This window comes from Ottowia sp., from assembly GCF_047975795.1.
Classification (GTDB): Bacteria; Pseudomonadota; Gammaproteobacteria; order Burkholderiales; family Burkholderiaceae_C; genus Ottowia.
Map to the genome: position 1 here is coordinate 1 of NZ_JBKEEE010000063.1, position 26,707 is coordinate 26,707.

Here is a 26,707-nt window from a genome sequence, read left to right on the forward strand (position 1 = left end):
AATCAGGGTCAAGCGAACCAAAAACAGCGCAAAACGATGAGAAATTCAACGCTCGTTTCGCCATGTGAACATTCACGCGTCACCTCGCCCTGCAGCGGGGGTTGTGCAGACCTTCCCTAGCCAAGCCACCCAAACAACCGCAACCACCCCGGCCACAAGCGGGTGCCGCGAGTGATTGTTCAATGCCAGCACACCAAGGCGGCATTGCCCATCAACACGTCTGCATCGCGTGATTCATGGCGCTGCGCCCCGGTCATCCGGTGCAGCGGTCAACGATTCTTTCAGCACGTTTTGGCACATGCCTTCGTACAGTTCCTGCGCAGCGGGGCTGAAACTTGACCAGTCTTCAGGTGCGGCCTGGCGGGCCATGTCTGCAAACTGAAAGCCGAGCGAATTCAGATAACGCTGGGTCGATGGCATCGCATCACGCTTGATCTGCGCCCACTCGGCGGTGAACTTGTCTGCATGCGCTGGAAAGCGCTGCGTGCACGCCAGCAGCAAGGCACGGATATACACGGCGTAGCCACGATCGCGCTCTTCAGCGCGGGCTTGCTCAGGCGTCAGATCAGGCGCGGGTGCATGGGCGCACGCCGTCAGCGCCACCATCATCACAGCACCCTGTGCGGCGCGGATCATGCGAGCGACATGGGCGCGCTGCAAGTTCAGTCGCTGAAAGCGCCATGCCTGCGTACACCAAGCTTGTATCGAACATACCGCCATGCCCTGGCCTTACTCCGCCGCGCGGCGCAGCGTGTCCACCACCGGACGGCGCAACACATCGCGCAAGCCCCACCAGCCCGCTGCCAGCGCCAGCGCCGCACCGGCTGCGCCCCCCACCAGCGGCACCCAGGGCGAGGCGCTCCAGTCAAAGTCGAACGCATAGCGCGCCATGGCCCAGCCCACGGCCATGGCCACCACGCTGGCCAGCACCCCGGCCAGCAGGCCCACGCCCGCCAGTTCCACCCGCTGCACGCTGCCCAGCAAACGGCTGCCCGCCCCCACGGCGCGCATGATGGCGAATTCGCGCGCGCGCTCTTCGCGTGTGGCGGTGACGGCGGCAAACAGCACGATCAGCCCTGCCGCCAGCGTAAAGCCAAACAAAAATTCCACCGCGCGAATCACCTGATCGAGCACGCGCTGCACCTGGGCGATGGTGCTGCTCATGTCCACGTTGGTGATGTTGGGAAACTGGCGCACCAGCGCATGGTCAAAACCTGCCTGCTCAGGCGCACGGTAAGCGGCGATGTAGGTGATCGGCATCTCAGGCATGGCCGCCAGCGGAAACATGGCGAAGAAATTGACGCGCATCGACGACCAATCGACCTTGCGCAGCGAGGTGATGCGTGCTTCGACCAGCATGCCCGCCACGTCAAAGCGCAGGGTGTCCCCCAGCTTCAGATCGAGTGCTTCGGCCAAGCCTTCTTCGATGCTGATGGCACCTGGCTCGTCGGCCTGCCAGCGGCCCGCCACCACCTCGTTGTGCGGGGGCTGCTCGGCCGCGTGCGAGAGGTTGAATTCGCGGTCCAGCAGGCGCTGCGCGCGGCCTTCAGGGTAATCGGCCAACACCACTTCTTTGTCGTTGATGGCCACCAACCGCCCACGAAACATGGGGTACCAGTCCGGCCGGGTGACGCCCGCGTCTTGCAAGGCGGCGCGAAACGCATCGCCCTGGTCGGGCATGACGTTGATGACAAAACGGTTGGGCGCATCGGGCGGGGTGGCCGCGCGCCAGCTATCGACCAGATCGGTGCGCAGCAGCACCAGCAGCACCAGCGCCAGCAAGCCCACCGCCAGACTGCTGACCTGCACCACCGCATACGCCGGACGAGCCGACATTTGCCGCGTGGCCAGCACCAGCCAGCGCGGTGCGGTTTGCTCGTTGACCAGGCGGCGCAGTCCTTTCACCGCCCCCCACGACAGCAGCGCAAACAGCGCCACCGCACCGGCAAAGCCGCCCACGGCAATCAGCCCCAGCGTCAGGTCAGAGCTGACGGCCAGCAACAAGGCCGCAAACCCGGCCACACCCAGCGCCAGCACCGCCAGCGAGGCGGGCCTGAGCTGCCCCACATCGCGCCGAATGACCCGCAGCGGCGGCACCTGCGCCAGTTGCAACACCGGCGGCAGACCAAAGGCCACCAGCAAGGTCAAGCCAATACCCAAGCCAAACAGCACCGGCCACACGCTGGGGGCGGGCAAGGTGGCATCCACCAGCCCTGCCAGCAGCCACACAAACACGTGGTGCACCGCATAACCGGCCAGCACGCCCACAGCGCTAGCCACCAGGCCGACCAGTACAAACTCAACCGCATAGGCGGCGGCAATGCGCCGCTGCGGCAAGCCCAGCACGCGCAGCATGGCGCAGTCGTCCAGATGGCGCGCAGCAAACCCGCGCGCGGCCAGCGCTACCGCCACGGCCGACAGCAGCGCCGCCAGCAGCGCTACCAGGTTCAAAAATTTCTCGGCCCGATCAAGCGTGGTGCGCATCTCGGGGCGGCCGCTGTCCAGCGACTCCAGCCGCACGCCTTGCACGCCGGGCTTGTCCAGCGCCTCTTTCACCCACGCGGTGTAGCGCGCCACGGCGGGCTGCGCGCCCGCCACCGCCAGCCGCCAGGTGATGCGGCTGGCCGGCTGCACCAGGCCGGTGGCGGGCAGATCGGCCGCGTTCATCAGCACGCGCGGCGCAAAGCTCATGAAGCCCGACCCGCGGTCAGGCTCCAGCGCAATCAACTGGCTGATGCGCAAGGCGCTGTCGCCCAGCAGCAAGGTGTCGTCCACACGCAGCGCCAGCGCTTCCAGCAAGGCGGGATCGACCCACACTTGGCCGGGCGCGGGAATATCGCGCGTGGGCGCACCGGTAGAGTCTTGCGCGTTGTGTGCCAGCCGCAACTGACCGCGCAGCGGGTAGCCCGCTTCCACCGCCTTCAGCGACACCAGGCGCGTGCCACCGCCTTGCGCATCGCTGGCGCGGCCCATGGTCGGAAAGCTCAATGTCAGCGCCGTTTGCAAGCCCTGCTGGCGTGCCTGCTCGGCCCATTGCGGATCGGGCAGCGTGTCGCTGACCACCACCGCATCGCCGCCCAGCAACTGGCGCGCATCGCGCTGCAAGCCGCCTTGCAGCCGGTCAGAGAAAAAGCCCACCGCCGTCAGCGCCGCCACCGCCAGCGTCACGGCCACCATCAACATGCGCAACTCGCCCGAGCGCACATCGCGCCACAAATTACGCCAGCCCAAAGTCCAGATTGATACGTTCATACCAGCGACTGTACGCAAAGCCGCCGTCCGGCGCTGAACGGCAGCGTCACACAGCCGCCGCAATCCGTCTGCAACCCGCCTTCAACCCACCTTCAACCACAAGAAAATTGTGGGTACTGCGGCCAGCGGCAGCGCTCAGTGGCGCATGGCACCAAGGCATTAAAACTACGATTTCAATAGCTTGATACGCCATACACACAGGCGCTACAGCCTGTTTGATAGCCAGCGGCGCGTTCACTGCATCACCCGGTCAGCGGGGCTGACCATCCGCAACTTTGATCGTCATCAACCACCCATCGGCCCGCCCCTGCTAGCCTGCCGGGCCATGAACTTCGATCTGCTGATTCTGGGGGCTGGCCCAGCCGGTTTGTGCATGACTCGCGCGCTGTCGGGCCACGGTTTGACCATCGGCGTGGTCGAGCAGCAGCCTGACTCTGCGCTGCGCGAGCCAGCCTTCGATGGGCGCGAGATTGCACTCACCCAGCGCTCAGCCGCCACACTGCGGCAACTCGGGCTGTGGCAGCGCATCGAGCAGACCGACCCCGCCGCACTGTCGCCGCTGCGCGATGCCCAGGTACTCAACGGCGCATCGCCCCACACCATGCGCATCAGCCACACGCTGACCCGGCGCAGCGAACTGGGCTGGCTGGTGTCCAACCACCTGATCCGCCGCGCCGCCTGGGACGCCGCGCAAGAGGCCACCCGCACCCACGGCGACGTGCACTGGTTCACCAGCCAGCCTGTCCGCCAAGCGCGCGTGCAACCCGATGCCGCGCACATCACCCTGGCCGATGGCAGCGCCCACACCGCGCGCCTGCTGATTGCCGCCGACAGCCGCTTTTCCAACACCCGGCGCGCCGTGGGCATTGGTGCCAGCCAACACGACTTTGGCCGCACCATGCTGGTCTGCCAAATGACGCACGAGGCAGACCACGAACACGTGGCCTGGGAATGGTTTGGCCACGGCCAAACCCTGGCCCTGCTGCCCATGAACGACGACCCGGCCACCGGTGCCCACCGCGCCTCGGCCGTGCTGACGCTGCCGCACCAGCAGATCGACGCCATGCTGGCATTGGATGAAGCCGCCTTTGGTGCCGACATGGCGCGCCGCTTTGGTCATCGCCTGGGGGCCATGCAACTGGCCAGCACACGCCACGCCTACCCGCTGGTGGGCGTGTATCCGCACCGACTGGTGGCCCAGCGCCTGGCCTGCGTGGGCGATGCCGCCGTGGGCATGCACCCGGTCACGGCACACGGCTTCAACTTTGGTTTGGCTGGCGTAGAAACACTGTCCGGCCTGCTGCGACAAGCGCATGCCAGCGGCCACGACATCGCCACAACCGACCTGCTGGCCCGCTACCAACGCCAGCACCGGCTTGCCACACGCCCGCTGTACGAAGCCACACGCCTGATCGCCCAACTTTACACCGCAGAATCACCCCCCGCCCGTCTGCTGCGCGAAGCCGCGCTGCGCGTGGCCGAACGCGTCACACCGTTCAAACGCATCGTAGCCGCATCGCTGGCCGGAGGGCATTGAGTGGGTTGAGCCATTTTGCTATTATTAATATAGCCTACAACACTGGTACAGACTGCATTTTTATATTGAAATCCTGCGAAAAAACCAATCACTCGTATTTCTAATGTCCTCACGTTTGGGTTCACCCCAGGTGCTACATAAAATCGCCCGCAATCACACATACCGCCCCCAAGGAGAAAAACATGCAAGGTGATACCCAGGTTATCCAGCATTTGCAAGCCCAGCTCAAAAACGAGCTGACCGCGATCAATCAGTATTTCGTTCACTACCGCATGCTCGACAACTGGGGACTGGAGCGCATGGCCAAGGTGGAATACAAAGAGTCGATTGGCGAGATGAAGCACGCCGATCGCCTGATGGACCGCATTTTCATGCTCGATGGCCTGCCCAACCTGCAAGACCTGGGCAAGCTGCGCATTGGCGAAGACGTGGCCGAAATTTTGCAATGCGATCTGGTGCTGGAAACCGCCTCACAAGCCACGCTGAAAGAGGGCATCACCCATTGCGAGAAGGTGCGCGATTACGTCTCGCGCGATCTTTTGGAAGACATTCTGCAAGACACTGAAGAGCACATCGACCACTTGGAAACGCAAATCGCCCTGGTCGATAAAGTGGGGCTGCCGAACTACTTGCAAAGCCAGATGGGCGAGCAGGATTAAGATGTAAAATCAGCCTATAACGCCCACCCACTAAGCGTTATTAGCTATATATTCAGTAGTAAAATAACCATTGGCCCGCCTTGCTGCCCAAGCCGGGCTGTGGCAGATATTCACAGTTTTTCGGTCTGTCCGCTGCTGGGCCGCCACTTCATCAGGTGGCGTTCAGCCACGCCCACCAGGCCGTCCAGCACCAGCGCAAACACCGTCAGCAGGACGATACCGGCAAACACGGTGTTGATGTCAAAGCTGCCTTCGGCCTGCAAGATCAGGTAACCCACGCCGCTGGCCGAACCTAGGTATTCGCCCACCACCGCGCCCACAAAAGCCAGCCCGACCGAGCTGTGCAGACTGGAAAACACCCAGCTCATGGCGCTGGGCACGTACACATGGCGCATCAACTGGCGTGCGTTGGCCCCCAGCATGCGGGCGTTGGCCAGCACCACCGGACTGACTTCGCGCACACCCTGGTAGACGTTGAAAAACACGATGAAAAACACCAGCGTCACCGCCAGCGCCACCTTCGACCAGATGCCCAAGCCAAACCACATGGCAAAGATGGGGGCCAGGATGACGCGCGGCATGGCGTTGGCCGCTTTCAGATACGGATCGAGCACAGCCGATGCGAATGGCGTCAGCGCCAGCCACAAGCCCACACCCAAGCCCAGCAAGGTGCCGATGGCAAAGGCCAGCAGCGTCTCCAGCAAGGTCACACCCAGGTGTTTGTAGATATCGGCGTCGGTGATGAACCAGCGCCACAGGCGCTCGCCCACTTCCAGTGGCTTGCCAAAGAAAAAGGCCACGTTGTCGGAAGCGTTGGACGAAAAATGCCACACCAGCAAAATCACCGCCAGCAGGCCCAGTTGCCACACGCGCATCAGGCCATGGCTCGTGTGCGGGTTCATGCGGCCTTCCTTTTTTGCTGGTCGTAGCCCTTGAGCACTTCGTCGCGCAGCACAGCCCAAATTTGCGCGTGCAACTGCACAAAGCGCGCCTGATCACGAATTTCAGCCACATTGCGTGGGCGCGGCAGGTCGATCACAAATTCACCAATGAGCCGTGTGGCAGGCCCGGCCGACAGCACCACCACGCGGTCAGACAGGGCAATCGCCTCATCCAGATCATGGGTGATGAACAGCACCGCCCTGCCCTGATCGGAGCCGCTGGCCGACGGGGCGGCCCACAGGTCGAGCAGCTCGTTTTCCATCAACTGGCGGGTCTGAATATCGAGCGCTGAAAACGGCTCATCCATCAAAATGATGTCGGGATCGAGGATCAGCGTTTGCGCCATCGCCACGCGCTTGCGCATGCCACCCGACAGTTGATGCGGATAACGGTCTTCAAAGCCCGCCAGCCCCACCCGCGCCAGCCAGGCACGGCCCAGGCGGTCGGCCTCGGCAGGTGGCGTATCGCGGAACACCAAACCGGCGGTCACGTTGTCCAGCGCGGTTTTCCAGGGCATCAGCGATTCGGTCTGAAACATGTAGCCCGCGCGGCGGTTCAGCCCTTCCAGCGGCTGGCCAAACACCTCGACCCGCCCGCTGGACGGGGCCAGCAAGCCCGCGCCCACGTTCAGCAGCGTGCTTTTGCCGCAGCCCGTAGGGCCAACGACCGAGACAAATTCGCCTGGAGCCACTGCCAGACTGGCGCTTTGCACCGCCGTGTAGCGCTGGCCGGGGGCGTCACGGCTGGTGAAAATGCAGGTGATGTCCTGCAAATCCAGCGCTGGTTTTGGGTTGGAGTTTGGCATTAAAAATCGCCTTCAACGCTAGAAATACAAGCGCTAATAGCCATCAATTTTGAATCACTCAAGCGCTATCGGGCATGCATGCAGGCTGTGCCGCCCAATTCAGGCGTACTTGGCAGCGGCCTTCTTGGCGAAGCTGTTGGTCGCCGTCTGGCCCAAGTCAATCTTGGCGGTCTTGAGCTTGTCGTCAAAGGTTTGCAGCACGCGCAGTGCGGTGGCCGGGCCAGCTTCGGGCATGAGGCCGTCGGGCGAAATAGCTTCACGCACGCGCTCCCAGGCAGCCAGATAGAGCGAACGGTCGCCCAGCAAGAATGACTCGGGCACGGTTTTCACAATCTCGGACGGCCCCGCTTTTTGCAGCCAGCGCAACGCCCGCACCATGACGTTGGCCAGCGCCTGGCAGGTGGCTGGGTTTTCCTGCACAAACTTGACCGGCGTGTACAGGCAAGCTGCGGGCATGGGGCCGCCGTACACCGCCTGCGTGTCTTTCAGGGTGCGGGTGTCGGAGATGATTTTGATGAGCTGATCGCGCTCCAGCATGGTGATGACCGGATCCAGGTTGGCAATGGCGTCCACCTGCCCCGATTTGACCGCCGTAATGGCCCCGCTGGACGCGCCCACGCCGATGAACGACACGTCAGTGGGCTTGATGCCCGCCTTGGCCAGCACGTAGCTGGCCATCATGGCGGTGGACGAGCCGGGTGCGGTCACACCAATTTTCTTGCCTTTCAAATCAGCGATTGACTTGAAGCCTGGCATGGTTTTGGTGGACGCCGCCAGCACGATTTGCGGTGCGCGGCCTTGCAGCACGATGGACTGAATCGGCTGGCGCTTGGCCTGCATGTTGATGGTGTGCTCGTAAGCGCCCGACACCACATCAGCACTGCCGCCCACCAGCGCCTGCAAGGCTTTGGAGCCGCCTGCAAAGTCAGGAATTTCCACCTCCAGCCCTTCGGCCTTGAAGTAGCCCAGTTGCTCGGCCACCGTGAGCGGCAGGTAATAAAACAGATTCTTGCCGCCCACAGCGACGGTGAGCTTGGATTTTTCAGGCTTGGCCTGCGCCCAAACCAAACCCGGCAAGGCCACGGCCGCCGGTGCGGCCAGCAAAGACTTCAAAACAGTACGGCGCATGAGATGTCTCCAAATGTATTCAAACTAGGGAACCGGCGACTTTAGCAAAGCCACACCCAAAGCGCATGACGATTCACATGGCGATTGGCGCACCAGAGACAGGTGCCTCCCGCACCGGTCATTGTTACAAAAATGCAACGTCATACAGAGAATAATCGCAATTCATTTGTATTTGCAAATACACTCCCTTTACTTTTCTTTGCACCAGCCAAGCCTGAATTTCAAGACTCGCCCTTCTCGGCGTGTCCTCAGGCGGTAGCCAGTCCATCCTCTTCTTCGTCTTTTATCAGGGGGCTGTCTGCCATGTCATCTGGCGTTTTCACTTCTTCGCTTGTCTACCGTGATGCGTCGTGCTCGGCAACGCATTCAGCCGCCGCCATCCGCCCCACCGTGTTGCCCCTGGGTGCCATGTTGCTGGCCGGATCGATCCATGCCGGCGCTTTGGCGCAAGAAAACACCACGCTGCCCACCGTCACGGTCAAAGACACCGCCATCGAAGGGGCCACCACCAGCGCCACCCAGTACCGAGCTACCAAGACTGAAATTGGAAAAGGCCAGCAAGAGCTGCGCGACATCCCGCAAAGCGTGACGGTGATGACCGAAAAGCTCATCGATGACCGCAACCTGGACGACTTCCGCGAAGTGTTGCGCACCACGGCAGGCGTGACTTTTCAGGCAGGCGAGACGGGCGAGGAAGACGTGCGCCTGCGTGGCTTTTCGCTCGGGCAGGCCGGTGACATCTACCGCGACGGCCTGCGCGACAGCGCTCTGTATGAGCGCGACACTTTCAACGAAGACCGGGTTGAGGTCATCAAAGGCTCGGCCTCCATGCTGTTTGGCAAAGGCTCGACCGGCGGCGTGGTCAACCAGGTCAGCAAACAGCCCTTTTTGCTGGATCAGCACGAGGTGGAAATGACCCTGGGCCAGGGCGACGAAAAGCGCCTGCATGGCGACTTCAACTTCAAAACAGGTCTGCACGAAGCCTTTCGCCTGAACGTGCTGGCCCACGACGCCAAAAACTGGGGGGCCAAGCAAAGCAAGCTGGGCATTGCGCCCACTTACCGCTGGGGCATTGGCACGCGCGATGAAATTTCGGTCGGCGCGTATTACCTGGACATCGACGGTCGCTCCAGCTACAGCCACCCGTGGTTCATTGAAAATGGCCGCATTCGCACCACCTTGCCCGCGCGCAACTTCTATGGCCTGGCCAGCGACAAACTGGACACCTCGGCCGCCTACGCCACCATCTCGCACACGCACCGCTTTGACCACGGCGGGCAGCTTAAAACCCAGTTGCGACATGGCCGCTACGCACGCGATCTGTGGAGCAGCGTGATCCGCTTTGGCACCACCAATGGCGATCGCACCACCATCGACAACTGGGGCGACAGCACCATCATCACCCGCACGCCCAAGGGACGGCTGGGGCGCAGCCTGCTGACCCAGGTGCAAAGCGATTATTCGGGCATGCACAAAATTGCGGGCATGGATCACCTGATCATGGCGGGCGTCGACTACACCTACGAAGACGCGCGCCGCAACAACAGCTTTGCTGGATCGCAAAGCGGGCTGACCACCACCGTCGACAACCCCAACAACAACGCCTGGCGCCCCGACGAACGGGGTGAACCCAACTACAACACCTTTGATGCGCGCAGCTTTGGCCTGTATGTGCAGGACATGGTGGCCATCACCCCGACCATCAAGCTGGTGGGTGGCGTGCGCATGGATCACTTCAAAAACAAGTACGACACCTATGAGAGCGCCGCCCCCAACGGCACGGTCAACCCGGCGCGCCACTTCTCGCAAGGCGACACGCTGTGGAGTCCGCGCGTGGGCGCGCTGTGGCAGCCCACGGACTGGGCGTCGCACTATGTGTCGTTCGGCACCTCGTACAACACCTCGGGCGACACCTACCAGTTCACACCCGGCAGCCCCAATGCCAACCTGTCGAACACACCGCCCGAGAAAAGCCGCAACTTTGAAATTGGCGGCAAATGGGACTTGTTCGACAAACGTCTGAGTACCGGCGTGGCGGTGTTTTACTCAGAAAAATACAACGAACGCAACACCGACCCTGACAGCGCTGCCACGCAGTTCCTGCTGTCGGGCAAGCGCCACGCCGCAGGCATGGAATTCAACGCTGCTGGCCGCATCACCCCGGCCTGGGAAATGTTTTGGAACCACACCTGGATTCCCAGCGCCAAAATCGACCGCAGCAACCAGCAACTGGCCGCCAGCGGCGGCGGTGCCCAAGTCGAGGGCGACCGTCCGGGCCTGACGCCCAGACACAGCGGCAGCCTGTGGACCACCTACCGCATCATCCCGCGCTTGCGCCTGGGTTTTGGCATCAACTACCGCAGCAGTCAGTACCCCGAAGGCAACCGCGCCGCCAAGGCGTCCGGCTTTGCCACTTACGATGCCATGGCCGAGTACGAGCTGAACGACCACCTGACGCTGCGCCTGAACGTCACCAACTTGACCGACAAGCTGTATGCCGACTCGCTGTATCGCGGCTTTTATTCCCCAGGTGCGCCGCGCCGGGTGCAATTCACGGTCAAGGCCGTGTTCTGATCAACCGGCATACGCACCATGCTGCTGACGCTGCCCCAATTGCTGGCACCCGAAGAAGTCGCGCATATCCGTGCACGACTTCTGGCACCGGAGGCCATCTGGCACGACGGCGCGCGCAGCGCAGGCAGCCAGGCGGTCACGTTCAAACACAACCAGCAGCTGGCGCAAAACTGCCCAGTGTTGCCCGAGTTGCAAGCGCTGGTGCTGGACGCGCTGGGACGCGATCCGCTGGTGTTTTCCGCCGCACTGCCCAAAAAAATCTTCAACCCCCTGTTCAACCGCTATAGCGACAGCGGCCAACATTACGGGGCGCACATCGACGGTGCGGTGCTGCATTCCCAACGGCCCGATCAGTGGGTGCGCACCGACCTGTCGTGCACCGTGTTTCTGGCCGAGCCAGACAGCTACGACGGTGGCGAGTTGGTTATTCAGGACACGCTGGGCACGCAAAGCATCAAGCTGGCCGCGGGCGATGCGGTGCTGTACCCGGGCAACCGACTGCACGAGGTCACGCCCGTGACGCGCGGCGAACGGCTGGCGAGTTTTTTCTGGATTGAAAGCATGGTGCGCTCCGAAGAGCAACGCCACCTGCTGTTCGATATGGACATGGCCTTGCTCAAACTGCGCCAGCGACATGGCGAATCGGACGAAACCCTGCGCCTGTCCGACACTTACCACCGTTTGCTGCGCTTGTGGGCTGATACTTGACCACCCCCGTGGCACTAGGCGCTGCGCGCTGTTTCGCCTTCTCCCTCAAAAGGGCATCGCCCGTGGCCGAGGAAACCCCGACCACGGCAATCCTGGCCTGGCCTGCTTGGCGTTCCTCTGCGGCGATTAGCGCCTTGGTGGCTTAATACACCGTCCATCATGCGAAACACCGCCATTGCAGCGGTTGGCCCAGCCAACATGACGCCGATCAACCACACCACAACCCCCGTCAACCTGGCCGATTACGCCAAACTGGCGCGGGAGCGCTTCACCCCCGCGCTGAACGCGCTTTACAACGGCGGAGCAGGCGATGAACACACACTGCGCGCCAATGCACAAGCGTGGCAACAACTGACCCTCTGGCCCCGTGTGCTGCGCGCTCTGCGCGGCGGGCACACCGCCACCACCGTGGCCGGGCGGCCCATGGCCCACCCGATTTTTCTGGCCCCGGTGGCCTTGCAGCGCCTCGCCCACCCTGATGGCGAAGTGGCCAGCGCACTGGCAGCAGCAGCGCAAGGGGCAGGTTTTGTCCTCAGCACCCAATCCAGCGTTCCGATGGAAGACATCGCCCGCCTGGTGCTGGCCGATACGCAGCGCGGGCCGCTGTGGTTTCAACTGTATTGGCAGCCTGACCGCGCACAGAATCTGACCTTGGTGCAACGCGCTGAAGCAGCAGGCTTCGACGCCCTGGTGCTGACCGTGGATGCCCCCGTACAAGGCGTGCGCGACCAAGAGCGACGCCACCCTTTGCCCGCCTCCACCGGCGTGCACGCTGCCCATGGCACAGCCGCACAGCCGCACACCACAGATCAGCACGCCTATTGCGCTGGTTTGCCCGCCCTGGCCCCCACCTGGGACGACGTGGCCTGGCTGCAAGCGCACACCCGCCTGCCGCTGTGGCTCAAAGGCGTGCTGCACCCTGCCGATGCCTTGCAAGCCGCACAACTCGGGATAGCCGGCTTGATCGTCAGCAACCACGGTGGCCGCACGCTGGACACCACCCCACCAACTGCCGTGGCATTGCCCCACATTGCTGCGGCGCTGAACGGTACTGTGCCCCTGCTGGTAGATGGCGGCATCCGCCGAGGCACCGATGTACTGAAAGCCTGCGCCCTAGGTGCCAGCGGCGTACTTATCGGACGGCCCGTGGCCCATGCCCTGGTCGCAGGCGGCGCGCAAGGCGTGGCCCACATGATCCGTCTGCTGCGCGACGAGCTGGAAATGGCCATGGCCCTCGCAGGCATTCGCCAGTTGTCTGAGGCAGGAGCGGATTTGCTGACCCATACACCCAAACAAAATATCAATTGAAATCAAAAATAAATAGATATTTTCAATTTAAAAAGCAACCAATAAAAATCATTCTCATTTAATATCAGGCCACGTTCTTGATGACCTCCAACGACTAGGCCACACCATGATTGTTTGTGTATGCAACCGGGTTTCTGACCGTGACATCGTGCGTCACGCGCACTCGGGCATGGGCTTTGACGACATCCAGCTTGAGCTTGGCGTGGCCACCTGCTGTGGCCGCTGCGAATCGTGCGCACGCGATCTGGTGGCTCAGTGCAACACCAGCCATCCGGTGGCCGCGCTGCACCATGCGGGCGTGTCCAGCGCCGCTGACAGGGCGCATCCATGAGCATGCTGGCCGTCGTTGGCGCGCTGGCCTTGGTCATGTGCGCTGCCGCCTGGGCCTTGCGTCGTTGATTTTTCTGACTGAATACAAACACCCTCTTTCAAGCTGAACCGGCCCACAGTGCACGGTCTGCTCCCCCGATGATTTGCTGAAAGAATGACTGCTTCCACTTTGTCTGCTCCCCCGCGTCACCCGCTTTTGGGCCGCAACGTCGTCATCATTGGCGGCGTGGTAGCGTTTCACGGCGCGGCGCTGTGGGCCTTGAATCAGGGTCTACTGCGTCCGGCACTGGAAGCCATCGTGCCTGCCCAGATTCTGGTGGAATGGGTGGCTCCGCCACCGCCTCCTGCGGCACCGCCCGCACCGCCTGTGCCGGTTCCGCCGCCACCGGCTCCTGCCCCCAAACCCGTCGTGCGGCAACGGGTGACCCCAAAGCCACGACCTGCGCCCAAGCCTCGGCCTGTGCCAGCACCACAGCCGCTGGCTGTCGCAGAAGCCCCCGCTGAGGCCCCGGTGGTCGCAGCCACTCCGCCAGCGCCGCCCGCACCGCCTGAGCCTGTACCGCCGCCGCCCGCACCACCAGCGCCACCCGCACCGCCTGCCCCTCCAGTGATGGTGATGCCTTCATCGAAAGCAGCCTATCTGAACAACCCGCAACCAGCCTATCCGTCCATGAGCCGCCGTTTGGGCGAATCTGGCCGCGTCATCATCCGCGTGCACATCGGCACCGATGGTCGGGCGATTGAGGCGCGCGTGCAGCGTTCCAGCGGTTTTGACCGCCTCGATCAAGTCGCACTGGAGACCGTGCGCGACCGCTGGCGCTATGTGCCTGGCACGCGCAACGGCGTGCCTGAGGCCATGTGGTTCAACGTACCGATTAATTTTGTTTTGGAGTGAGTGAGCAATGAACAGCAATTTTGGCCTGATGCATGTCTGGGCACAGGGCGACTGGGTCACCCGCGCGGTGTTCAGCATCCTGGTGCTGATGTCTCTTATTTCGTGGGTCGTGATCCTGATCAAGGCGTTGGATGTAGTGCGCGCCAAACGCCAGGCCGCCAAGGTGGAAAGCTTCTGGCATTCGGCCGACATGGCTGAAGGCTTGTCCAAGTTGACGCCCGCTGATGCCAATCCGTTCCGCGATCTGGCTGTGCAAGGCCGAGAAGCGGCCGCCCATCACCGCGCCACCAAAGGGCAGCTGCACGATTCGCTCGACGTGAGCGACTGGATTTCGCGCGCCCTGCAAGGCAGCGCCGATCAAACCGTCACCCACCTGCAAACCGGTCTGGCCATTCTGGCTTCGGTAGGTTCCACCGCGCCATTTGTGGGCCTGTTCGGCACCGTGTGGGGCATTTATCACGCCCTCATGCGCATTGGATCAGTCGGCCAGGCCAGCCTGGATCAAGTGGCCGGGCCAATTGGCGAGGCACTGATCATGACCGCGCTGGGCTTGGCCACCGCCATTCCTGCCGTGCTGGGCTACAACGCACTGGTGCGCGGCAACAAGCACATTCTGTCCAAGCTGGGGCGCTTTGCGCACGATCTGCACGCCTTCTACGTCACCGGCGCACGCGTCACCGCCGCTTCTGGCGGCGATGGCAACGTGGTGTCGATGAAGCGGGGTTAATGCGCCATGGCCGGATACGTCACCGACGACCATGACGAGGTGTTGGGCGAGATCAACATGATCCCGTTCATCGACGTCATGCTCGTGCTGCTCATCATCTTCATCATCACCGTGCCGGTGATGAAACATGCCGTCAATGTGGAGCTGCCCAAGGCCACCAACGAAAAAGAAGTTCTTAAACCAGAAACCGTGCGCCTGTCAGTGCAATCTGACGGCAGCTACTGGATTGACGATCAACCCGTCAGCGACGACGCTCTGGACGCCCGCTTGGCGGCCGAGTCGGCCAAACAGCCTCAGCCCGATCTGCATATCCGCGGCGATAAAGACGTGCGCTACGAACGCGTGGCCCAGGCCATGGCTGCCGCCCAAGTGGCGGGCCTGCGCAAGATTGGCTTTATTACCGAGCCGCCGCCAGCGGCCGCGCCTTGAAATCCCGGAGGTCAACCGCATGACTGTTGCACAACCCAGCACTGCATCATCCGCACGCCCCACTCTCAGCTTGCCGGCACATGCTGCGGCCTCAGCAGCGGCTGCGCCACTGCCCAGCGAACGACTGCTGCGCGGCCGCAAGACCATTGAGATCAACCACAACGGCGAAATCTATCGCCTGCAAAATACCCGTCAGGGCAAACTGATCCTGACCAAATAGCAGTTTCATCGTGGGACGCGCTCACTGCGCGTATTGCCGCAAGCCACACCCTCGTGGAATTAGCCAGCGGATTTTTTTCAACCCAGGAATTGATAAGACCAGACCGCCGTCGGCACTCAAGCCGCATCCGGCACCAAGCACCAAGGTGCTTGGTCGTGCACCAGGCCCATCCACAAGCCCCAAGCCGAGGTCAGCATCAAAGCCAGTCCAGCCAGACGCATGCCCCACGACCCCATACCCGCTGCACCGCCCAGCCGCAGCAGCAGCCACGGCCCTGCCCACAACGACACCCCTGAGCCGATTGCAAACAGCGCCATCATGGCTGCGCCTGATGCCGCATCGCCCGCCAACGCCGCGGTAGTGACCGCCATGTACAGCAAGCCGCACGGCAGCAAAGCCCAGGCCACGCCAAGCCCCAGCGGTGCCACCAGCCCCATCGACTGTGTGGCCGCCCGCACCCGCGCCCACACCCTACGCGCACCGTAATCCAGCCACAGCGGCTGGCGCGCCTGAATCAGCAGCACCAGCCCCAGCAGCACGGCCGCCACGTGCACCATGGTCCAAACCGGACGCAGCGCCGCACTTTGCACGGTCAGCCAGCCCAACCCTTGCATGCTGGCCGCTGCCAATGCCCCCAGCGCCGAATAGCCCAGCAGCCGCCCCAGTTGAAACAACGCGATGGCCCGCCCGCTGCGCGGTGCAGCAGCTTGTCCAATGCCCGCACAGGCTGCGCCGCACATGGCAATGCAGTGCGGCCCGCCCGCCAGCCCCATGGCCAGGGCGGTCAGGGCCAGAGAAGTTTTCATCAAATGATTTTAGAAAACCGCGTGCGCGTGCGATCGGCTTGCAGGTATTTGTCGAACACCATGGCCACGCCGCGCACGAAGAACCAGCCCGTGGCAGTGACCTGGATACCCGTATCGGTCAGCCGCACCAGCCCCTGCTCTTGCATGGCGCGCAGTTGCGCCAGCTCAGGTGCAAAATAGGTTTTGAAGTCGATCAGGTGCGCCAGTTCAATGGGTTCGAACTGCACCTCGCCCTGGCACATCAGCGCCATGATGACGGCACGACGCAGCACATCATCGCGCGAGATGGCCAGGCCGCGCACCACTGGCAAATGGCCTTGGTCGAGCGCATCCTGGTATTCGGCCAGCGTCTTGGCGTTCTGACTGTAGGTGGCCCCAATCTTGCCGATGGCCGACACACCCAGGCCAATCAAGTCGCAATCCGGCTGCGTGCTGTAGCCCTGGAAGTTGCGGTGCAGTCGCCCTTGCCGCTTGGCCACAGCCAAAGCGTCGTCCGGCAATGCAAAGTGATCCATGCCCACATACACATAACCAGCCTCATCAAACGCCGCCAGCGAGCGCGCCAACATGGCCACCTTGTTGCCCGCGCCGGGCAAATCCACGGCGATGATGCGGCGCTGGGGCTTGAAGCGCTCAGGCAAATGCGCATAGGCATACAGCGCAATGCGGTCAGGCCGCAACTCGGCCACCTGGGCCAGGGTACGGTCGAACGACTCAGGCGTTTGCTTGGGCAGGCCGTAAATCAGATCAACGTTGACCGATTCAAAACCCAGCCTGCGCGCCGCCGCCACCAGAGCAAACACCTGCTCGGCAGGCTGCACGCGGTGCACGGCTTTTTGCACCAGCGGATCAAAGTCCTGCACGCCAAACGACAGGCGGTTGAACCCCAGTTCAGCCAGCGTGGCCAAACGTGATTCGTCGATGGTGCGAGGGTCAACCTCGATCGAATATTCACCGCCCGGCACCAAATCAAAGCTGCGGCGCAGCACGGCCATCAACTCACGCAGTTCATCGTCCGACAAAAAAGTGGGCGTGCCACCACCCAGGTGCAACTGGCTGACGCTGTGCCCTGCCCCCATGTGTTGCACGTGCAGATCTACCTCGCGCGCCAGATAGCGCAAATAGGGCGCGGCCCGATCATGGTGTTTGGTAATGATCTTGTTGCACGCGCAGTAATAGCACAGCGACTCGCAAAACGGAATGTGCACATACAGCGACAGCGGCAGCGCCAACGCCGCAGGGCCATCTCGGCGCTGCTCCAGCGCCTGCAAATAATCGGCCTCGCCAAAGGCCTCGACAAAGCGGTCAGCCGTGGGGTATGACGTGTAGCGCGGCCCTGGCACGTCAAATTTGGTCAGCAGTTCAGTGGTAATTGTGGGCATGGTGGCGCTGGCATCGTGGCGCTGGCATCGTGGGTGGTTGAAATCCACCCCGCCGTTAATGTGATGGGATGGGACCTTATTGTCCTTGACTGCGATCAAGTCATGGAATTCGCAGCACCCGTGTTGTCCCTGACCGGCACCCGAATCCGCTCAAACATTGTCTGACGTCAAAATGACAAGCTGCGGCCCGTGCTGGGCCTACAATCAAGCTAAGGCAGCGGCGCATGCCGCTGATTGATGGATATGTCTCTTCACGCTATCAAAGTCGCCTGCTCCAACTGCAATCTTCGCGAGCTGTGCATGCCCGTAGGGCTTTCGGGCAGCGATCTCGACAAACTGGACGATCTGGTGGCCGTGCGCCGCAAAATCAAGCGCGGTACGGCACTGTTTGCCAATGGCGACCGCTTCAGTGCCCTGTATGCCATTCGCACCGGATTCTTCAAAACCACCGTCGCCATTGAAGACGGGCGCGATCAGGTGACGGGCTTTCAAATGGCTGGCGAAGTCATTGGCCTGGATGGCATTGTGAGCGACCGCCACAGTTGCGACGCCATTGCGCTGGAAGACGCCGAGGTCTGCGTCATGCCCTACGAACGCATTGAAGATCTGTCGCGCGAAGTACCCGCCTTGCAGTCGCACGTGCACAAGATCATGAGCCGCGAAATCGTGCGCGAGCACGGTGTGATGTTGCTGCTGGGCAGCATGCGTGCCGAAGAGCGGCTGGCCGCGTTTTTACTCAACCTGGTGCAGCGCCTGCACGCGCGCGGCTTTTCGCAGTCTGAACTGGTGCTGCGCATGACACGCGAAGAAATCGGCAGCTACCTGGGTCTGAAGCTGGAAACCGTCAGCCGCACCTTCTCCAAGTTTGCTGAAGACGGCATCATCGAGGTCAAGCAACGTCACGTGCGCATTCTGGAAACACAAGCGCTGAACAACCTGGTCAACACCCCGGCCTGCCATTGACGTGATCAACCACGATCATTTTGGCGTTTAACGTAGGCAAAAAGCGTAAGCAGCTGTCAAATGCGCAGCAAACTTTAAACTTTTGCCGTTAGTGCAACCGGTCTTTGAAGTCATCCGGCAAAGGCAAGGGCATGACCTCAATGCCTTCGTCCAGCAGATCTTCCGTTTGCGCCAGCGTGGCCTGGCCACGGATGGCGCGCTCATCCGTTTCGCCATAATGCATGCGGCGCGCCTCTTCGGCAAAGCGCTCGCCCACATCTTCGGTGTGCGCCATCACGCGGCGCACCATGTGCATCCAGGCCGCTTGCAGCGCAGCAGGCGGCAGTGACGCCACACTGCTGTCGTTGCGCGTATCGGAAGGTGGCGCAGATGGTGCCGGATGCTCCAACGCGGTGCCTGCGCTTTCCGAAGCCCCGCTCAGATTCAGGCGCGGCGCGCTCAAGCACTTGACCACCGACTTGTCACCGCACAGTGGGCATTCCAGCAGCATTCCGGTCAGTTGGCCCTGAAAATCGTCTTCCGACGAAAACCAGCCTTCAAACGTATGGCCGTGGCTGCATCGCAGGTCCAGCACTTTCATGCACCACCACCTTCAGACTGCACGGCACGCCAATCCAGCGCCCAAGCGCCATGCAGCCAGTTTTGCAGCCACAGGGCACCCACCATGGTTTTGGCGTCGGTCACCTCGCCGGTACGGCACCAGTCCATCAACTGTTCAGACGATGCACTGAACACGTCGAGAAATTCGCCAGCGTCCAACTGCCGCTCACCGGCCGACAGGCCGCGCGCAAACCAAACTTCGATGAATTCGGTGGAATACGCCACCACAGGGTGCAGCACGCCCGCGCGCGCCCATTCACTGGCGATGTAGCCGGTTTCTTCGCGCAGCTCGCGCTGGGCGCAAACCCAAGTGTCTTCGCCTGAATCAATCTTGCCCGCAGGAAACTCAATGATGGTGCGTCGCACCGGATAGCGGTACTGGCGTTCCAGCACAATCTGCGCAGCGCGATCCGACACGGACAGCAGCGGCACAACCATGACGGCACCTGGATGCACCACATATTCGCGCTGAGCGGTTGCACCGTCTGGCAGGCGCACCTGGTCGCGAAAGACATGCAGGAAATCACCGCGCAGCAGCTCAGTGCGACTCAACATCTGCTCTGTCAAATCGTTATATCCGGGCATCATGCACGACGCGCCAGATAGCGCCACACAAAACCAGGGAAGGCCAACGTCAGAAACAACGCGGCCGTCACGGCGTAAAACTCCCATCCTTGCGGATAAATCTGGCCAATGCTTTGCTCAAAAGCCAGGCCGACGCCGCCGACAATGAAATACCACAATACCAGTTCGGCCAAACGCCAAGCCAGCGATTTGCCTGCGTCGGGCAAGCGCAGCACAAGCATCAGGCGTTCGCTGACAAACGGCAAGTTAGCCGCAACCAAGGCCAAAATCACCAATATCCAGACAATGACCGTCTGCGACATCCAGATGCCTAGGCTCAGGTCGACAGCATCTGCACCACGGCGCGGGCGCACAAGGTCATCAAAGCGCCTGGAACCATGCCCAGAATCAACAGCAACGCGCCATTGACCGACAGCGCGGCACGGAAATCCAGTGGTGCGCGAATCGGCTCGGGCACGCCCACCGGATCGTCAAAATACATCACCTTGATGACGCGTATGTAGTAAAACGCGCCGATCAGGGACATCATCACCGCGAACACCGCCAGACCAATGTGGGCCGTGGTACCCGTGCTGATCAAGGCTTGCAGCACCGACAGCTTGGCCTGAAAACCCACCAGCGGTGGAATGCCGGCCAAAGACAGCAGGCAGATCGCCATGATGCCGGCGTAAAGCGGACTGCGCTGGTTCAGGCCCGCCAGATCGGCAATCTCCTCGCTCTCAAAACCCTCGCGTGTCAGCAGCAAAATGATGCCGAAGCTGGCCAGCGTGGTCAGCACGTAGGTCACGATATAGAACATGGCCGAGCTGTAAGCATTGGCCGCGCCCAAGGCGCTGTTGTTGACCACACCAGACATCAAGCCCAGCATGACAAAGCCCATCTGCGCAATGGTTGAATAAGCCAGCATGCGCTTGAGGTTGGTCTGCGCAATGGCCGCCAGATTGCCGATCAATAGTGAAGCCACAGCCAGCACCGCCAGCATCTGTTGCCAGTCAATCGCCAGGGGCAGCAAGCCTTCTGCCAGCAAGCGGATGGCCATCGCAAAAGCGGCCAGCTTGGGCGCGCTGCCAATCATTAGCGTCACCGCCGTGGGTGCGCCCTGATACACGTCCGGAATCCACATGTGAAATGGCACAGCACCAAACTTGAAAGCCAAGCCAGCCACCACAAACACCACTCCAAACACCAGTATCTGCTGGTTGATTTGCCCAGACGACACTGCTTTGAGCACGCCGGTAATGTCCAGCGTGCCCGTGGCTCCGTACAACATGGACATGCCGTACAGCAAAAAACCGGAGGCCATGGCACCCAGAACAAAGTATTTCATAGCCGCTTCAACGGCAACCACATGGTCACGTCGCAAGGCCACCATGGCGTATCCAGCCAGGGTGAGGCATTCCAGACCCAGATAAATGAGCAGGAAATTGTTGGCTGAAATCATGACGTACGAGCCCAGCAGCGACAGCAGACTCAGCACATACCATTCACCACCGCGCAGCATGTCGCGATCCGTGACATAGCTGCGACCATAGATGCAGGTCAGCAGCACCGCAATGGCTGCAAAGCACTTGAGCCAGTTGGCCATCGGGTCACTGACCACCATGCCGCCAAAGCCGTAAATTGTCTGTCCACTGCTTGCGTAATAGCCCGTCAACACCGCCAGCACGGCCAGCGTCATCACCGACAGCACATACGCAGGCATGCGACGACGGCTGTGGTCCATCAAATCCATCAAGGCAATCACACAGGCCATGACCAGGAGCAGTATCTCCGGGTAAATGGCCATCCAACTGAATTTGTCAATCATGTCCTCACGCCCTCAATTCAGCTTGGATACAGCCACTTGCTTGACCAGATTGGTCACCGATGCATCCATGACATCAGTCACGGGTTTGGGATACAGTCCCATCCACAACACAGCCACGGCCAACACCGCCAGCATCACGAACTCGCGGCTATTGATGTCAGACAACTGGCGCACCTCGTCATTGGCCACGGCACCAAAATACACCCGCTTGAACATCCACAAGGTGTAAGCCGCGCCTGAAATCAAGGCTGTGGCAGCCAGCAGGCCAATCCAGAAGTTGAATTCAACGGCCCCCAGAATCACCATCCACTCGCCGACAAAACCGGCAGTGCCCGGCATGCCGCAATTGGCAAACGAAAACAGCAGGGCAAACGCGGCAAATCTGGGCATGGTGTTCACCACGCCGCCATACGCCGCAATATCGCGCGAGTGCACCCGGTCGTACAGCACGCCAATGCACAAGAACATGGCACCAGACACAAAGCCGTGCGCAATCATCTGCACCAAACCACCCGAAATGCCCAGCGGATTGAAGATGAAAAAGCCCAGCGTGACAAAGCCCATGTGCGCCACGGACGAGTACGCCACCAGCTTTTTCATGTCCTGCTGCACCAGCGCGACCAACCCCACATAAATGACGGCAATCAGCGACAGCACAATCATCAGCGTGGCCCATTCGCGCGATGCATCCGGCAGAATGGGCAGCGAAAAGCGCAAGAAACCGTAAGCGCCCAGCTTCAGCATGATGGCCGCCAGCACAGCAGAGCCGCCGGTCGGTGCCTCCACGTGCACATCGGGCAACCAAGTGTGCACCGGCCACATGGGCACCTTGACCGCAAACGCGGCAAACAAGGCGAAGAACAGCAAGGTCTGCGCCGTGTCGCCAATCGGCGTGTTGTGCCAAGTCAGGATATCGAAGCTGCCCCCTGAGATGGTGTACATGTAAATGAAAGCCACCAGCGTCAGCAATGAACCCAGCAGCGTGTACAAAAAGAATTTGAACGCCGCATAAATCTTGTTAGGCCCACCCCAGATACCGATGATCAAATACATCGGTATCAAGGTGGCCTCAAAAAACACATAGAACAGCACGCCGTCCAATGCAGAAAACACGCCAATCATCAGCCCCGACAAAATCAGGAAAGCGGCCATGTACTGGTTGACGCGACGCTGAATCACTTCCCAGCCAGCGATCACCACGATGACGGTGATAAACGCAGTCAGCAACACGAACCACAGCGAAATACCATCCACCCCGAGGTGGTAATTAACGTTGAAGCGTGAAATCCAGGACGTCTTTTCAACGAACTGCATTTGCGCGGTATCGAGGCGAAAGCCGGTGTACAGCGGCAGCGTGATCAAAAAGCTGACCACTGCCCCCAACAGCGCGATCCAACGCACCAACACTGCCTGACCGTCCCGGCCCAGCGTCAGTAGCACCACGCCGAAAATAATCGGCGTCCAGATGGCAAGACTCAACCAACCCATGTTTTTATCCTGCTCTTCATTACTTGCCGTAGAAGACGACGAAATACGTCATCAGCACGAATACACCCAAAATCATGACCAGCGCATAGTGGTACAAAAAACCGGTTTGCAACCGCCGCACCACGCCGGACACCCAGCCCACCAGCTTCCATGAGCCATTGACCACCGCACCATCAATCAGCGCGCGATCACCACCTTTCCACAACCCCGTGCCAAGCCATACAGCACCGCGCGCAAAGATGTTCTCGTAGATCCAATCCATGTAGTACTTCTGGTCAAGCATTTTGTAGACCGGCTGGAAAACATTTTGGATACGTTGCGGCAAACCAGGATTGACCATGTACAGGTAATACGACAACGCCACCCCTGCCACCGCCAGCCAGAACGGCGGTGCCATGAAGCCGTGCAACGCCATGGCCCACCAGCCATGAATGGCTTCAGCCAGTTCAGCCATGGCAGGATGCCGCGCCGCATCGACAAAAATGACGTTGTTGAAAAAGCCACTGAACAACATGGGCATCAATGCGATAGCACCAATGACCACCGAAGGAATGGCCAGCAAAACCAGCGGCACCCAGACCACGGCAGGCGATTCGTGCGGCTTGGCATCGTGACCATGTCCATCATGATGATGGTCGTCATGGTGCGCATCCGGATTCTGGTCGTAGCGCTCCTTGCCGTGGAACACCAGGAAATACAGCCGGAACGAGTAAAACGCCGTGACGAAAACACCCGCCAACACACAGAAATAGGCAAAACCGGCACCCGGTAAATTGCTGGCGTGTACGGCCTCAATGATGGCGTCTTTGGAGTAAAAACCCGCAAAAAACGGCATGCCAATCAAGGCCAAAGAACCCAGCAAGAAAGTCAGCCACGTGATCGGCATGTATTTGCGTACACCGCCCATCCAGCGAATATCCTGATTGTGGTGCATACCGATGATGACCGACCCCGCAGCCAGAAACAGCAAGGCTTTGAAAAACGCGTGCGTCATCAAGTGAAAAACAGCCACCGAATAGGCAGAGGCCCCCAACGCCACCGTCATATAACCCAGTTGAGACAGTGTGGAGTAAGCCACCACCCGTTTGATATCGTTTTGAATAATGCCCAAAAAACCCATGAACAAGGCCGTGATGGCACCTACCACCAAAATGAAGTTCAGCGCAGCGTCGGACAGCTCAAACAACGGCGACATGCGCGCCACCATGAAAATACCCGCTGTGACCATGGTGGCAGCGTGAATCAACGCAGAAATCGGCGTCGGGCCTTCCATCGAGTCCGGCAGCCAAACATGCAAGGGCACTTGGGCCGACTTACCCATGGCCCCAATAAACAAGCCAATGCAGATCACCGTGACCAGCATCCAGTTGGTGCCCGGAAGCATCAGCCCAGCCAATTCACCCGATTTGGCAAATGCCTCGTTGTAATTCAGTGTTCCGGCAAACGCGACGATCAGGCCGATGCCCAGGATAAATCCAAAATCTCCGACACGATTGACCAAAAATGCCTTCATATTGGCAAAAATAGCCGTGGGCTTGTTGAACCAAAAACCGATCAGCAAATAAGACACCAGCCCCACGGCTTCCCATCCGAAGAATAGCTGCAAGAAGTTGTTGCTCATGACGAGCATCAACATCGAAAACGTGAACAGCGAGATGTAAGAGAAAAAGCGGTTGTAACCCGCGTCATCAGCCATATAGCCAATGGTGTAAATATGCACCATCAATGACACAAAGGTCACTACGCACATCATGGTCGCCGTCAGACTATCGACCAGAAAACCAACCTCCATCTTCAGATTACCAATGATCATCCATTCATAAATGGTTTGATTGAAATAGGCCCCGTTGGCGACGACGTTTTTGAGCACAAAAGCCGACAGCAAAAAAGCAATCAGCACGCCACCAATGGTGGCGGTATGCGACGCTACCCGGCCAATGCGATTGCCGCCAAAAGCTGTGCCCAAAATACCCGCAAACAATGAACCCGTCAAAGGTGCCAAAGGCACCGCCAGCAAAGTGGCAGCCGAAAAGGATTGACTCATGACTGGCTTACCCCTTCAGCGAATTGAGCTCATCCACATTGATGCTCGACTTGGCACGGAACAGCAGCATCAAGATGGCCAGACCGATGGCTGACTCTGCCGCCGCCACCGTCAGGATGAAGAATACAAACACCTGCCCATGCATGTCGCCCAGATAATGCGAGAAAGCCACGAAGTTCATATTGATCGACAGCAACATCAATTCAATCGCCATCAACAACACGATCAAATTTTTACGATTCAAGAAAATACCCACCACGGACAACGCAAACAGAATTGCCCCCAAGGTGAGATAGTGCGCCAGCGTTAATGTCATGACTTGTCCCCTTGCACTGGCTGTGAAACCTCTGTTTCGACCGGCACATGTGCCTGGGTGGGTGCCACCTTCAACACGGCCACACGATCACGCGCACGCACATGCACCTGTTTGGATGGATCAATCTTCTTGCTGTCTTTGCGGCCGCGCAGCGTCAACGCAATGGCCGTGATCATGGCTACGAGCAAAATCACCGCCGCAATTTCGACGGGATACAGATATTGGCTGTACAGCAGCATCCCCAATTCTTTGGTATTGGAATACTGCACCGCCTGCTCCGCTGCACCTGCCATGACTTCGGCTGTTGCGGGCGCATCGCCTAATTTGAAGCCCCGAAACAAAACAACGGCCATTTCAAGCGAAATCAAACCGCCAATACCCAAGGCTAGCGGAAAATGCCGCCAGAAGCCTTGTCGTAAATTGTCGATGTGAATGTCCAGCATCATCACCACGAAAAGAAACAACACCATCACGGCACCCAGATAAACCAATACCAGCGTAATGGCCAGAAACTCGGCCTTCAGAAGTAACCAGATGCCCGCCGCTTGTGAGAAAGTCAGCATTAGAAACAACACCGCATGCACCGGGTTGCGCGCAGTAACCACACGGAATGCTGCAAACAGCATCACCGCAGAAAGCAGATAGAAAAAGGCGATTTTGACGTCCATGGTGAATGACCTGTGTGTTCGCCTTCAGCGGTATTTGGCATCAGCCGCTTTGGCTGCTGCAATTTCAGGCTCGTAACGGTCGCCCACGGCCAAAAGCATGTCTTTTGTAAAGTAAAGATCGCCACGCTTTTCGCCGTGATACTCCAGAATTTGCGTTTCCACGATGGAATCCACCGGGCAGCTTTCTTCGCAAAATCCGCAGAAGATGCACTTGGTCAGATCAATGTCATAGCGTGTGGTCCGGCGTGTACCATCTTCGCGCTGGCCTGCTTCGATGGTGATCGCCATGGCCGGGCAAACGGCTTCGCACAGCTTGCAGGCAATGCAACGCTCTTCGCCATTTTCATAACGACGCAAGGCATGCAAGCCCCTGAAGCGCGGCGACAGTGGCGTTTTTTCTTCGGGAAACTGGATCGTGACCTTGCGGCTAAACGCATAGCGCCCGGTCAAGGCCATGCCTTTGACCAGTTCCACCAGCATGAAGCTTTTGAAAAAATCGCGGATCGAAAAAGGTGATGCAGTAACGGAAGTCAT

Annotated in this window: 27 protein-coding genes; 11 read left to right on the forward strand and 16 right to left on the reverse strand. The window is 60.2% G+C overall.

Annotated elements, in window-relative coordinates; genetic code table 11:
- Positions 1-234: 234 nt before the first annotated feature.
- Together ACK5NW_RS09820 and ACK5NW_RS09825 are read right to left on the reverse strand one after the other, a co-directional pair.
- Positions 235-636 carry a hypothetical protein gene (locus ACK5NW_RS09820; RefSeq protein WP_416927523.1) on the reverse strand — a complete coding sequence of 134 codons (402 nt, stop codon included), beginning with the start codon at positions 634-636 and terminating at the stop codon, positions 235-237.
- Between the two features lie 93 nt (positions 637-729).
- Positions 730-3,252 carry an ABC transporter permease gene (locus ACK5NW_RS09825; protein WP_416927525.1) on the reverse strand — a complete coding sequence of 841 codons (2,523 nt, stop codon included), beginning with the start codon at positions 3,250-3,252 and terminating at the stop codon, positions 730-732.
- Positions 3,253-3,577: 325 nt separating this feature from the next.
- Here ACK5NW_RS09825 and ubiM point away from each other — a divergent pair, with 325 nt between their 5' ends.
- Both ubiM and bfr read left to right on the forward strand, forming a co-directional pair.
- A complete protein-coding gene (gene ubiM / locus ACK5NW_RS09830; RefSeq protein WP_416927527.1) occupies positions 3,578-4,789 on the forward strand; it encodes a 5-demethoxyubiquinol-8 5-hydroxylase UbiM in 1,212 nt (403 codons plus the stop codon).
- 182 nt (positions 4,790-4,971) lie between these two features.
- Complete coding sequence (gene bfr, locus ACK5NW_RS09835; RefSeq protein WP_416927529.1) at positions 4,972-5,448, forward strand: bacterioferritin; 477 nt, start codon at positions 4,972-4,974, stop codon at positions 5,446-5,448.
- A 110-nt stretch (positions 5,449-5,558) separates the two neighbouring features.
- Here the strand turns inward: bfr and ACK5NW_RS09840 are convergent, their stop codons facing one another.
- From ACK5NW_RS09840 to ACK5NW_RS09850, 3 genes are all read right to left on the reverse strand, one after another.
- Complete coding sequence (locus tag ACK5NW_RS09840) at positions 5,559-6,350, reverse strand: ABC transporter permease (protein ID WP_416927531.1); 792 nt, start codon at positions 6,348-6,350, stop codon at positions 5,559-5,561.
- Positions 6,347-7,195: an ABC transporter ATP-binding protein gene (locus tag ACK5NW_RS09845; protein ID WP_416927533.1), complete on the reverse strand. Its 849-nt coding sequence runs from the start codon at positions 7,193-7,195 to the stop codon at positions 6,347-6,349. The genes ACK5NW_RS09840 and ACK5NW_RS09845 overlap by 4 nt, the downstream gene beginning before the upstream one ends.
- 99 nt (positions 7,196-7,294) lie before the next feature.
- Positions 7,295-8,323 carry an ABC transporter substrate-binding protein gene (locus ACK5NW_RS09850; RefSeq protein WP_416927535.1) on the reverse strand — a complete coding sequence of 343 codons (1,029 nt, stop codon included), beginning with the start codon at positions 8,321-8,323 and terminating at the stop codon, positions 7,295-7,297.
- Between the two features lie 303 nt (positions 8,324-8,626).
- Here ACK5NW_RS09850 and ACK5NW_RS09855 point away from each other — a divergent pair, with 303 nt between their 5' ends.
- The 8 genes from ACK5NW_RS09855 to ACK5NW_RS09890 all read left to right on the forward strand — a co-directional run bounded on the left by ACK5NW_RS09855 (position 8,627) and on the right by ACK5NW_RS09890 (position 15,514).
- Positions 8,627-10,897 carry a TonB-dependent receptor gene (locus ACK5NW_RS09855; RefSeq protein ID WP_416927537.1) on the forward strand — a complete coding sequence of 757 codons (2,271 nt, stop codon included), beginning with the start codon at positions 8,627-8,629 and terminating at the stop codon, positions 10,895-10,897.
- An 18-nt stretch (positions 10,898-10,915) separates the two neighbouring features.
- Entirely contained in the window at positions 10,916-11,605 is a 690-nt protein-coding gene (locus ACK5NW_RS09860; RefSeq protein WP_416927539.1) for a Fe2+-dependent dioxygenase, read from the forward strand.
- 159 nt (positions 11,606-11,764) lie between these two features.
- Positions 11,765-12,913: an alpha-hydroxy acid oxidase gene (locus ACK5NW_RS09865; RefSeq protein WP_416927541.1), complete on the forward strand. Its 1,149-nt coding sequence runs from the start codon at positions 11,765-11,767 to the stop codon at positions 12,911-12,913.
- A 106-nt stretch (positions 12,914-13,019) separates the two neighbouring features.
- The gene (locus ACK5NW_RS09870) at positions 13,020-13,244 is read left to right on the forward strand and encodes a (2Fe-2S)-binding protein (protein WP_416927543.1); all 225 of its coding nucleotides are present in this window, start codon (positions 13,020-13,022) and stop codon (positions 13,242-13,244) included.
- Positions 13,245-13,397: 153 nt separating this feature from the next.
- Positions 13,398-14,138 (forward strand): energy transducer TonB, encoded by a 741-nt coding sequence (locus ACK5NW_RS09875; protein WP_416927545.1) that lies wholly within the window; start codon positions 13,398-13,400, stop codon positions 14,136-14,138.
- A 7-nt stretch (positions 14,139-14,145) separates the two neighbouring features.
- Entirely contained in the window at positions 14,146-14,865 is a 720-nt protein-coding gene (locus ACK5NW_RS09880; protein WP_416927547.1) for a MotA/TolQ/ExbB proton channel family protein, read from the forward strand.
- A gap of 6 nt (positions 14,866-14,871) precedes the next feature.
- Positions 14,872-15,294, forward strand: a complete 423-nt coding sequence (locus ACK5NW_RS09885; protein ID WP_416927549.1) for an ExbD/TolR family protein — start codon at positions 14,872-14,874, stop codon at positions 15,292-15,294.
- A gap of 19 nt (positions 15,295-15,313) precedes the next feature.
- A complete protein-coding gene (locus ACK5NW_RS09890; RefSeq protein ID WP_416927551.1) occupies positions 15,314-15,514 on the forward strand; it encodes a hemin uptake protein HemP in 201 nt (66 codons plus the stop codon).
- Between the two features lie 116 nt (positions 15,515-15,630).
- On the opposite strand, the gene ACK5NW_RS09895 is transcribed toward ACK5NW_RS09890, so the two are convergent.
- Both ACK5NW_RS09895 and hemN read right to left on the reverse strand, forming a co-directional pair.
- Positions 15,631-16,320 carry a sulfite exporter TauE/SafE family protein gene (locus ACK5NW_RS09895; RefSeq protein ID WP_416927553.1) on the reverse strand — a complete coding sequence of 230 codons (690 nt, stop codon included), beginning with the start codon at positions 16,318-16,320 and terminating at the stop codon, positions 15,631-15,633.
- The gene (hemN, locus tag ACK5NW_RS09900) at positions 16,320-17,702 is read right to left on the reverse strand and encodes an oxygen-independent coproporphyrinogen III oxidase (RefSeq protein ID WP_416927555.1); all 1,383 of its coding nucleotides are present in this window, start codon (positions 17,700-17,702) and stop codon (positions 16,320-16,322) included. The genes ACK5NW_RS09895 and hemN overlap by 1 nt, the downstream gene beginning before the upstream one ends.
- 243 nt (positions 17,703-17,945) lie before the next feature.
- On the opposite strand from hemN, the gene fnr reads away from it, so the two are divergent.
- A complete protein-coding gene (gene fnr, locus ACK5NW_RS09905) occupies positions 17,946-18,665 on the forward strand; it encodes a fumarate/nitrate reduction transcriptional regulator Fnr (RefSeq protein WP_416927557.1) in 720 nt (239 codons plus the stop codon).
- 88 nt (positions 18,666-18,753) lie between these two features.
- Here fnr and ACK5NW_RS09910 read toward each other — a convergent pair whose 3' ends face one another.
- The 9 genes from ACK5NW_RS09910 to nuoI are packed head-to-tail and all read right to left on the reverse strand — an operon-like array spanning position 18,754 to position 26,707.
- Positions 18,754-19,245, reverse strand: a complete 492-nt coding sequence (locus ACK5NW_RS09910) for a DUF1178 family protein (RefSeq protein WP_416927559.1) — start codon at positions 19,243-19,245, stop codon at positions 18,754-18,756.
- On the reverse strand, positions 19,242-19,820 hold the full coding sequence (locus ACK5NW_RS09915; RefSeq protein ID WP_416927561.1) for an NUDIX domain-containing protein: 579 nt from the start codon (positions 19,818-19,820) through the stop codon (positions 19,242-19,244). Before ACK5NW_RS09915 ends, ACK5NW_RS09910 begins: the two co-directional genes overlap by 4 nt.
- 29 nt (positions 19,821-19,849) lie before the next feature.
- The gene (locus ACK5NW_RS09920; RefSeq protein WP_416927563.1) at positions 19,850-20,152 is read right to left on the reverse strand and encodes a DUF2818 family protein; all 303 of its coding nucleotides are present in this window, start codon (positions 20,150-20,152) and stop codon (positions 19,850-19,852) included.
- A 14-nt stretch (positions 20,153-20,166) separates the two neighbouring features.
- Positions 20,167-21,657 carry an NADH-quinone oxidoreductase subunit NuoN gene (gene nuoN, locus ACK5NW_RS09925; protein WP_416927565.1) on the reverse strand — a complete coding sequence of 497 codons (1,491 nt, stop codon included), beginning with the start codon at positions 21,655-21,657 and terminating at the stop codon, positions 20,167-20,169.
- Between the two features lie 12 nt (positions 21,658-21,669).
- Entirely contained in the window at positions 21,670-23,145 is a 1,476-nt protein-coding gene (locus ACK5NW_RS09930) for an NADH-quinone oxidoreductase subunit M (protein WP_416927567.1), read from the reverse strand.
- 19 nt (positions 23,146-23,164) lie between these two features.
- Complete coding sequence (nuoL, locus tag ACK5NW_RS09935; RefSeq protein WP_416927569.1) at positions 23,165-25,189, reverse strand: NADH-quinone oxidoreductase subunit L; 2,025 nt, start codon at positions 25,187-25,189, stop codon at positions 23,165-23,167.
- Between the two features lie 7 nt (positions 25,190-25,196).
- Positions 25,197-25,505, reverse strand: a complete 309-nt coding sequence (gene nuoK, locus ACK5NW_RS09940) for an NADH-quinone oxidoreductase subunit NuoK (RefSeq protein WP_416927571.1) — start codon at positions 25,503-25,505, stop codon at positions 25,197-25,199.
- Positions 25,502-26,173 carry an NADH-quinone oxidoreductase subunit J gene (locus ACK5NW_RS09945; protein ID WP_416927573.1) on the reverse strand — a complete coding sequence of 224 codons (672 nt, stop codon included), beginning with the start codon at positions 26,171-26,173 and terminating at the stop codon, positions 25,502-25,504. The genes nuoK and ACK5NW_RS09945 overlap by 4 nt, the downstream gene beginning before the upstream one ends.
- Positions 26,174-26,197: 24 nt before the next feature.
- On the reverse strand, positions 26,198-26,707 hold the full coding sequence (gene nuoI / locus ACK5NW_RS09950) for an NADH-quinone oxidoreductase subunit NuoI (RefSeq protein WP_416927635.1): 510 nt from the start codon (positions 26,705-26,707) through the stop codon (positions 26,198-26,200).

Coding starts and splice junctions, on each gene's coding strand:
- ACK5NW_RS09820 (WP_416927523.1), bottom strand. CDS start 636: ATGATCCGCGCCGCACAGGGTGCTGTGATGATGGTGGCGCTGACGGCG.
- ACK5NW_RS09825 (WP_416927525.1), bottom strand. CDS start 3,252: ATGAACGTATCAATCTGGACTTTGGGCTGGCGTAATTTGTGGCGCGAT.
- ubiM (WP_416927527.1), top strand. CDS start 3,578: ATGAACTTCGATCTGCTGATTCTGGGGGCTGGCCCAGCCGGTTTGTGC.
- bfr (WP_416927529.1), top strand. CDS start 4,972: ATGCAAGGTGATACCCAGGTTATCCAGCATTTGCAAGCCCAGCTCAAA.
- ACK5NW_RS09840 (WP_416927531.1), bottom strand. CDS start 6,350: ATGAACCCGCACACGAGCCATGGCCTGATGCGCGTGTGGCAACTGGGC.
- ACK5NW_RS09845 (WP_416927533.1), bottom strand. CDS start 7,195: ATGCCAAACTCCAACCCAAAACCAGCGCTGGATTTGCAGGACATCACC.
- ACK5NW_RS09850 (WP_416927535.1), bottom strand. CDS start 8,323: ATGCGCCGTACTGTTTTGAAGTCTTTGCTGGCCGCACCGGCGGCCGTG.
- ACK5NW_RS09855 (WP_416927537.1), top strand. CDS start 8,627: ATGTCATCTGGCGTTTTCACTTCTTCGCTTGTCTACCGTGATGCGTCG.
- ACK5NW_RS09860 (WP_416927539.1), top strand. CDS start 10,916: ATGCTGCTGACGCTGCCCCAATTGCTGGCACCCGAAGAAGTCGCGCAT.
- ACK5NW_RS09865 (WP_416927541.1), top strand. CDS start 11,765: ATGCGAAACACCGCCATTGCAGCGGTTGGCCCAGCCAACATGACGCCG.
- ACK5NW_RS09870 (WP_416927543.1), top strand. CDS start 13,020: ATGATTGTTTGTGTATGCAACCGGGTTTCTGACCGTGACATCGTGCGT.
- ACK5NW_RS09875 (WP_416927545.1), top strand. CDS start 13,398: ATGACTGCTTCCACTTTGTCTGCTCCCCCGCGTCACCCGCTTTTGGGC.
- ACK5NW_RS09880 (WP_416927547.1), top strand. CDS start 14,146: ATGAACAGCAATTTTGGCCTGATGCATGTCTGGGCACAGGGCGACTGG.
- ACK5NW_RS09885 (WP_416927549.1), top strand. CDS start 14,872: ATGGCCGGATACGTCACCGACGACCATGACGAGGTGTTGGGCGAGATC.
- ACK5NW_RS09890 (WP_416927551.1), top strand. CDS start 15,314: ATGACTGTTGCACAACCCAGCACTGCATCATCCGCACGCCCCACTCTC.
- ACK5NW_RS09895 (WP_416927553.1), bottom strand. CDS start 16,320: ATGAAAACTTCTCTGGCCCTGACCGCCCTGGCCATGGGGCTGGCGGGC.
- hemN (WP_416927555.1), bottom strand. CDS start 17,702: ATGCCCACAATTACCACTGAACTGCTGACCAAATTTGACGTGCCAGGG.
- fnr (WP_416927557.1), top strand. CDS start 17,946: ATGTCTCTTCACGCTATCAAAGTCGCCTGCTCCAACTGCAATCTTCGC.
- ACK5NW_RS09910 (WP_416927559.1), bottom strand. CDS start 19,245: ATGAAAGTGCTGGACCTGCGATGCAGCCACGGCCATACGTTTGAAGGC.
- ACK5NW_RS09915 (WP_416927561.1), bottom strand. CDS start 19,820: ATGTTGAGTCGCACTGAGCTGCTGCGCGGTGATTTCCTGCATGTCTTT.
- ACK5NW_RS09920 (WP_416927563.1), bottom strand. CDS start 20,152: ATGTCGCAGACGGTCATTGTCTGGATATTGGTGATTTTGGCCTTGGTT.
- nuoN (WP_416927565.1), bottom strand. CDS start 21,657: ATGATTGACAAATTCAGTTGGATGGCCATTTACCCGGAGATACTGCTC.
- ACK5NW_RS09930 (WP_416927567.1), bottom strand. CDS start 23,145: ATGGGTTGGTTGAGTCTTGCCATCTGGACGCCGATTATTTTCGGCGTG.
- nuoL (WP_416927569.1), bottom strand. CDS start 25,189: ATGAGTCAATCCTTTTCGGCTGCCACTTTGCTGGCGGTGCCTTTGGCA.
- nuoK (WP_416927571.1), bottom strand. CDS start 25,505: ATGACATTAACGCTGGCGCACTATCTCACCTTGGGGGCAATTCTGTTT.
- ACK5NW_RS09945 (WP_416927573.1), bottom strand. CDS start 26,173: ATGGACGTCAAAATCGCCTTTTTCTATCTGCTTTCTGCGGTGATGCTG.
- nuoI (WP_416927635.1), bottom strand. CDS start 26,707: ATGACTTCCGTTACTGCATCACCTTTTTCGATCCGCGATTTTTTCAAA.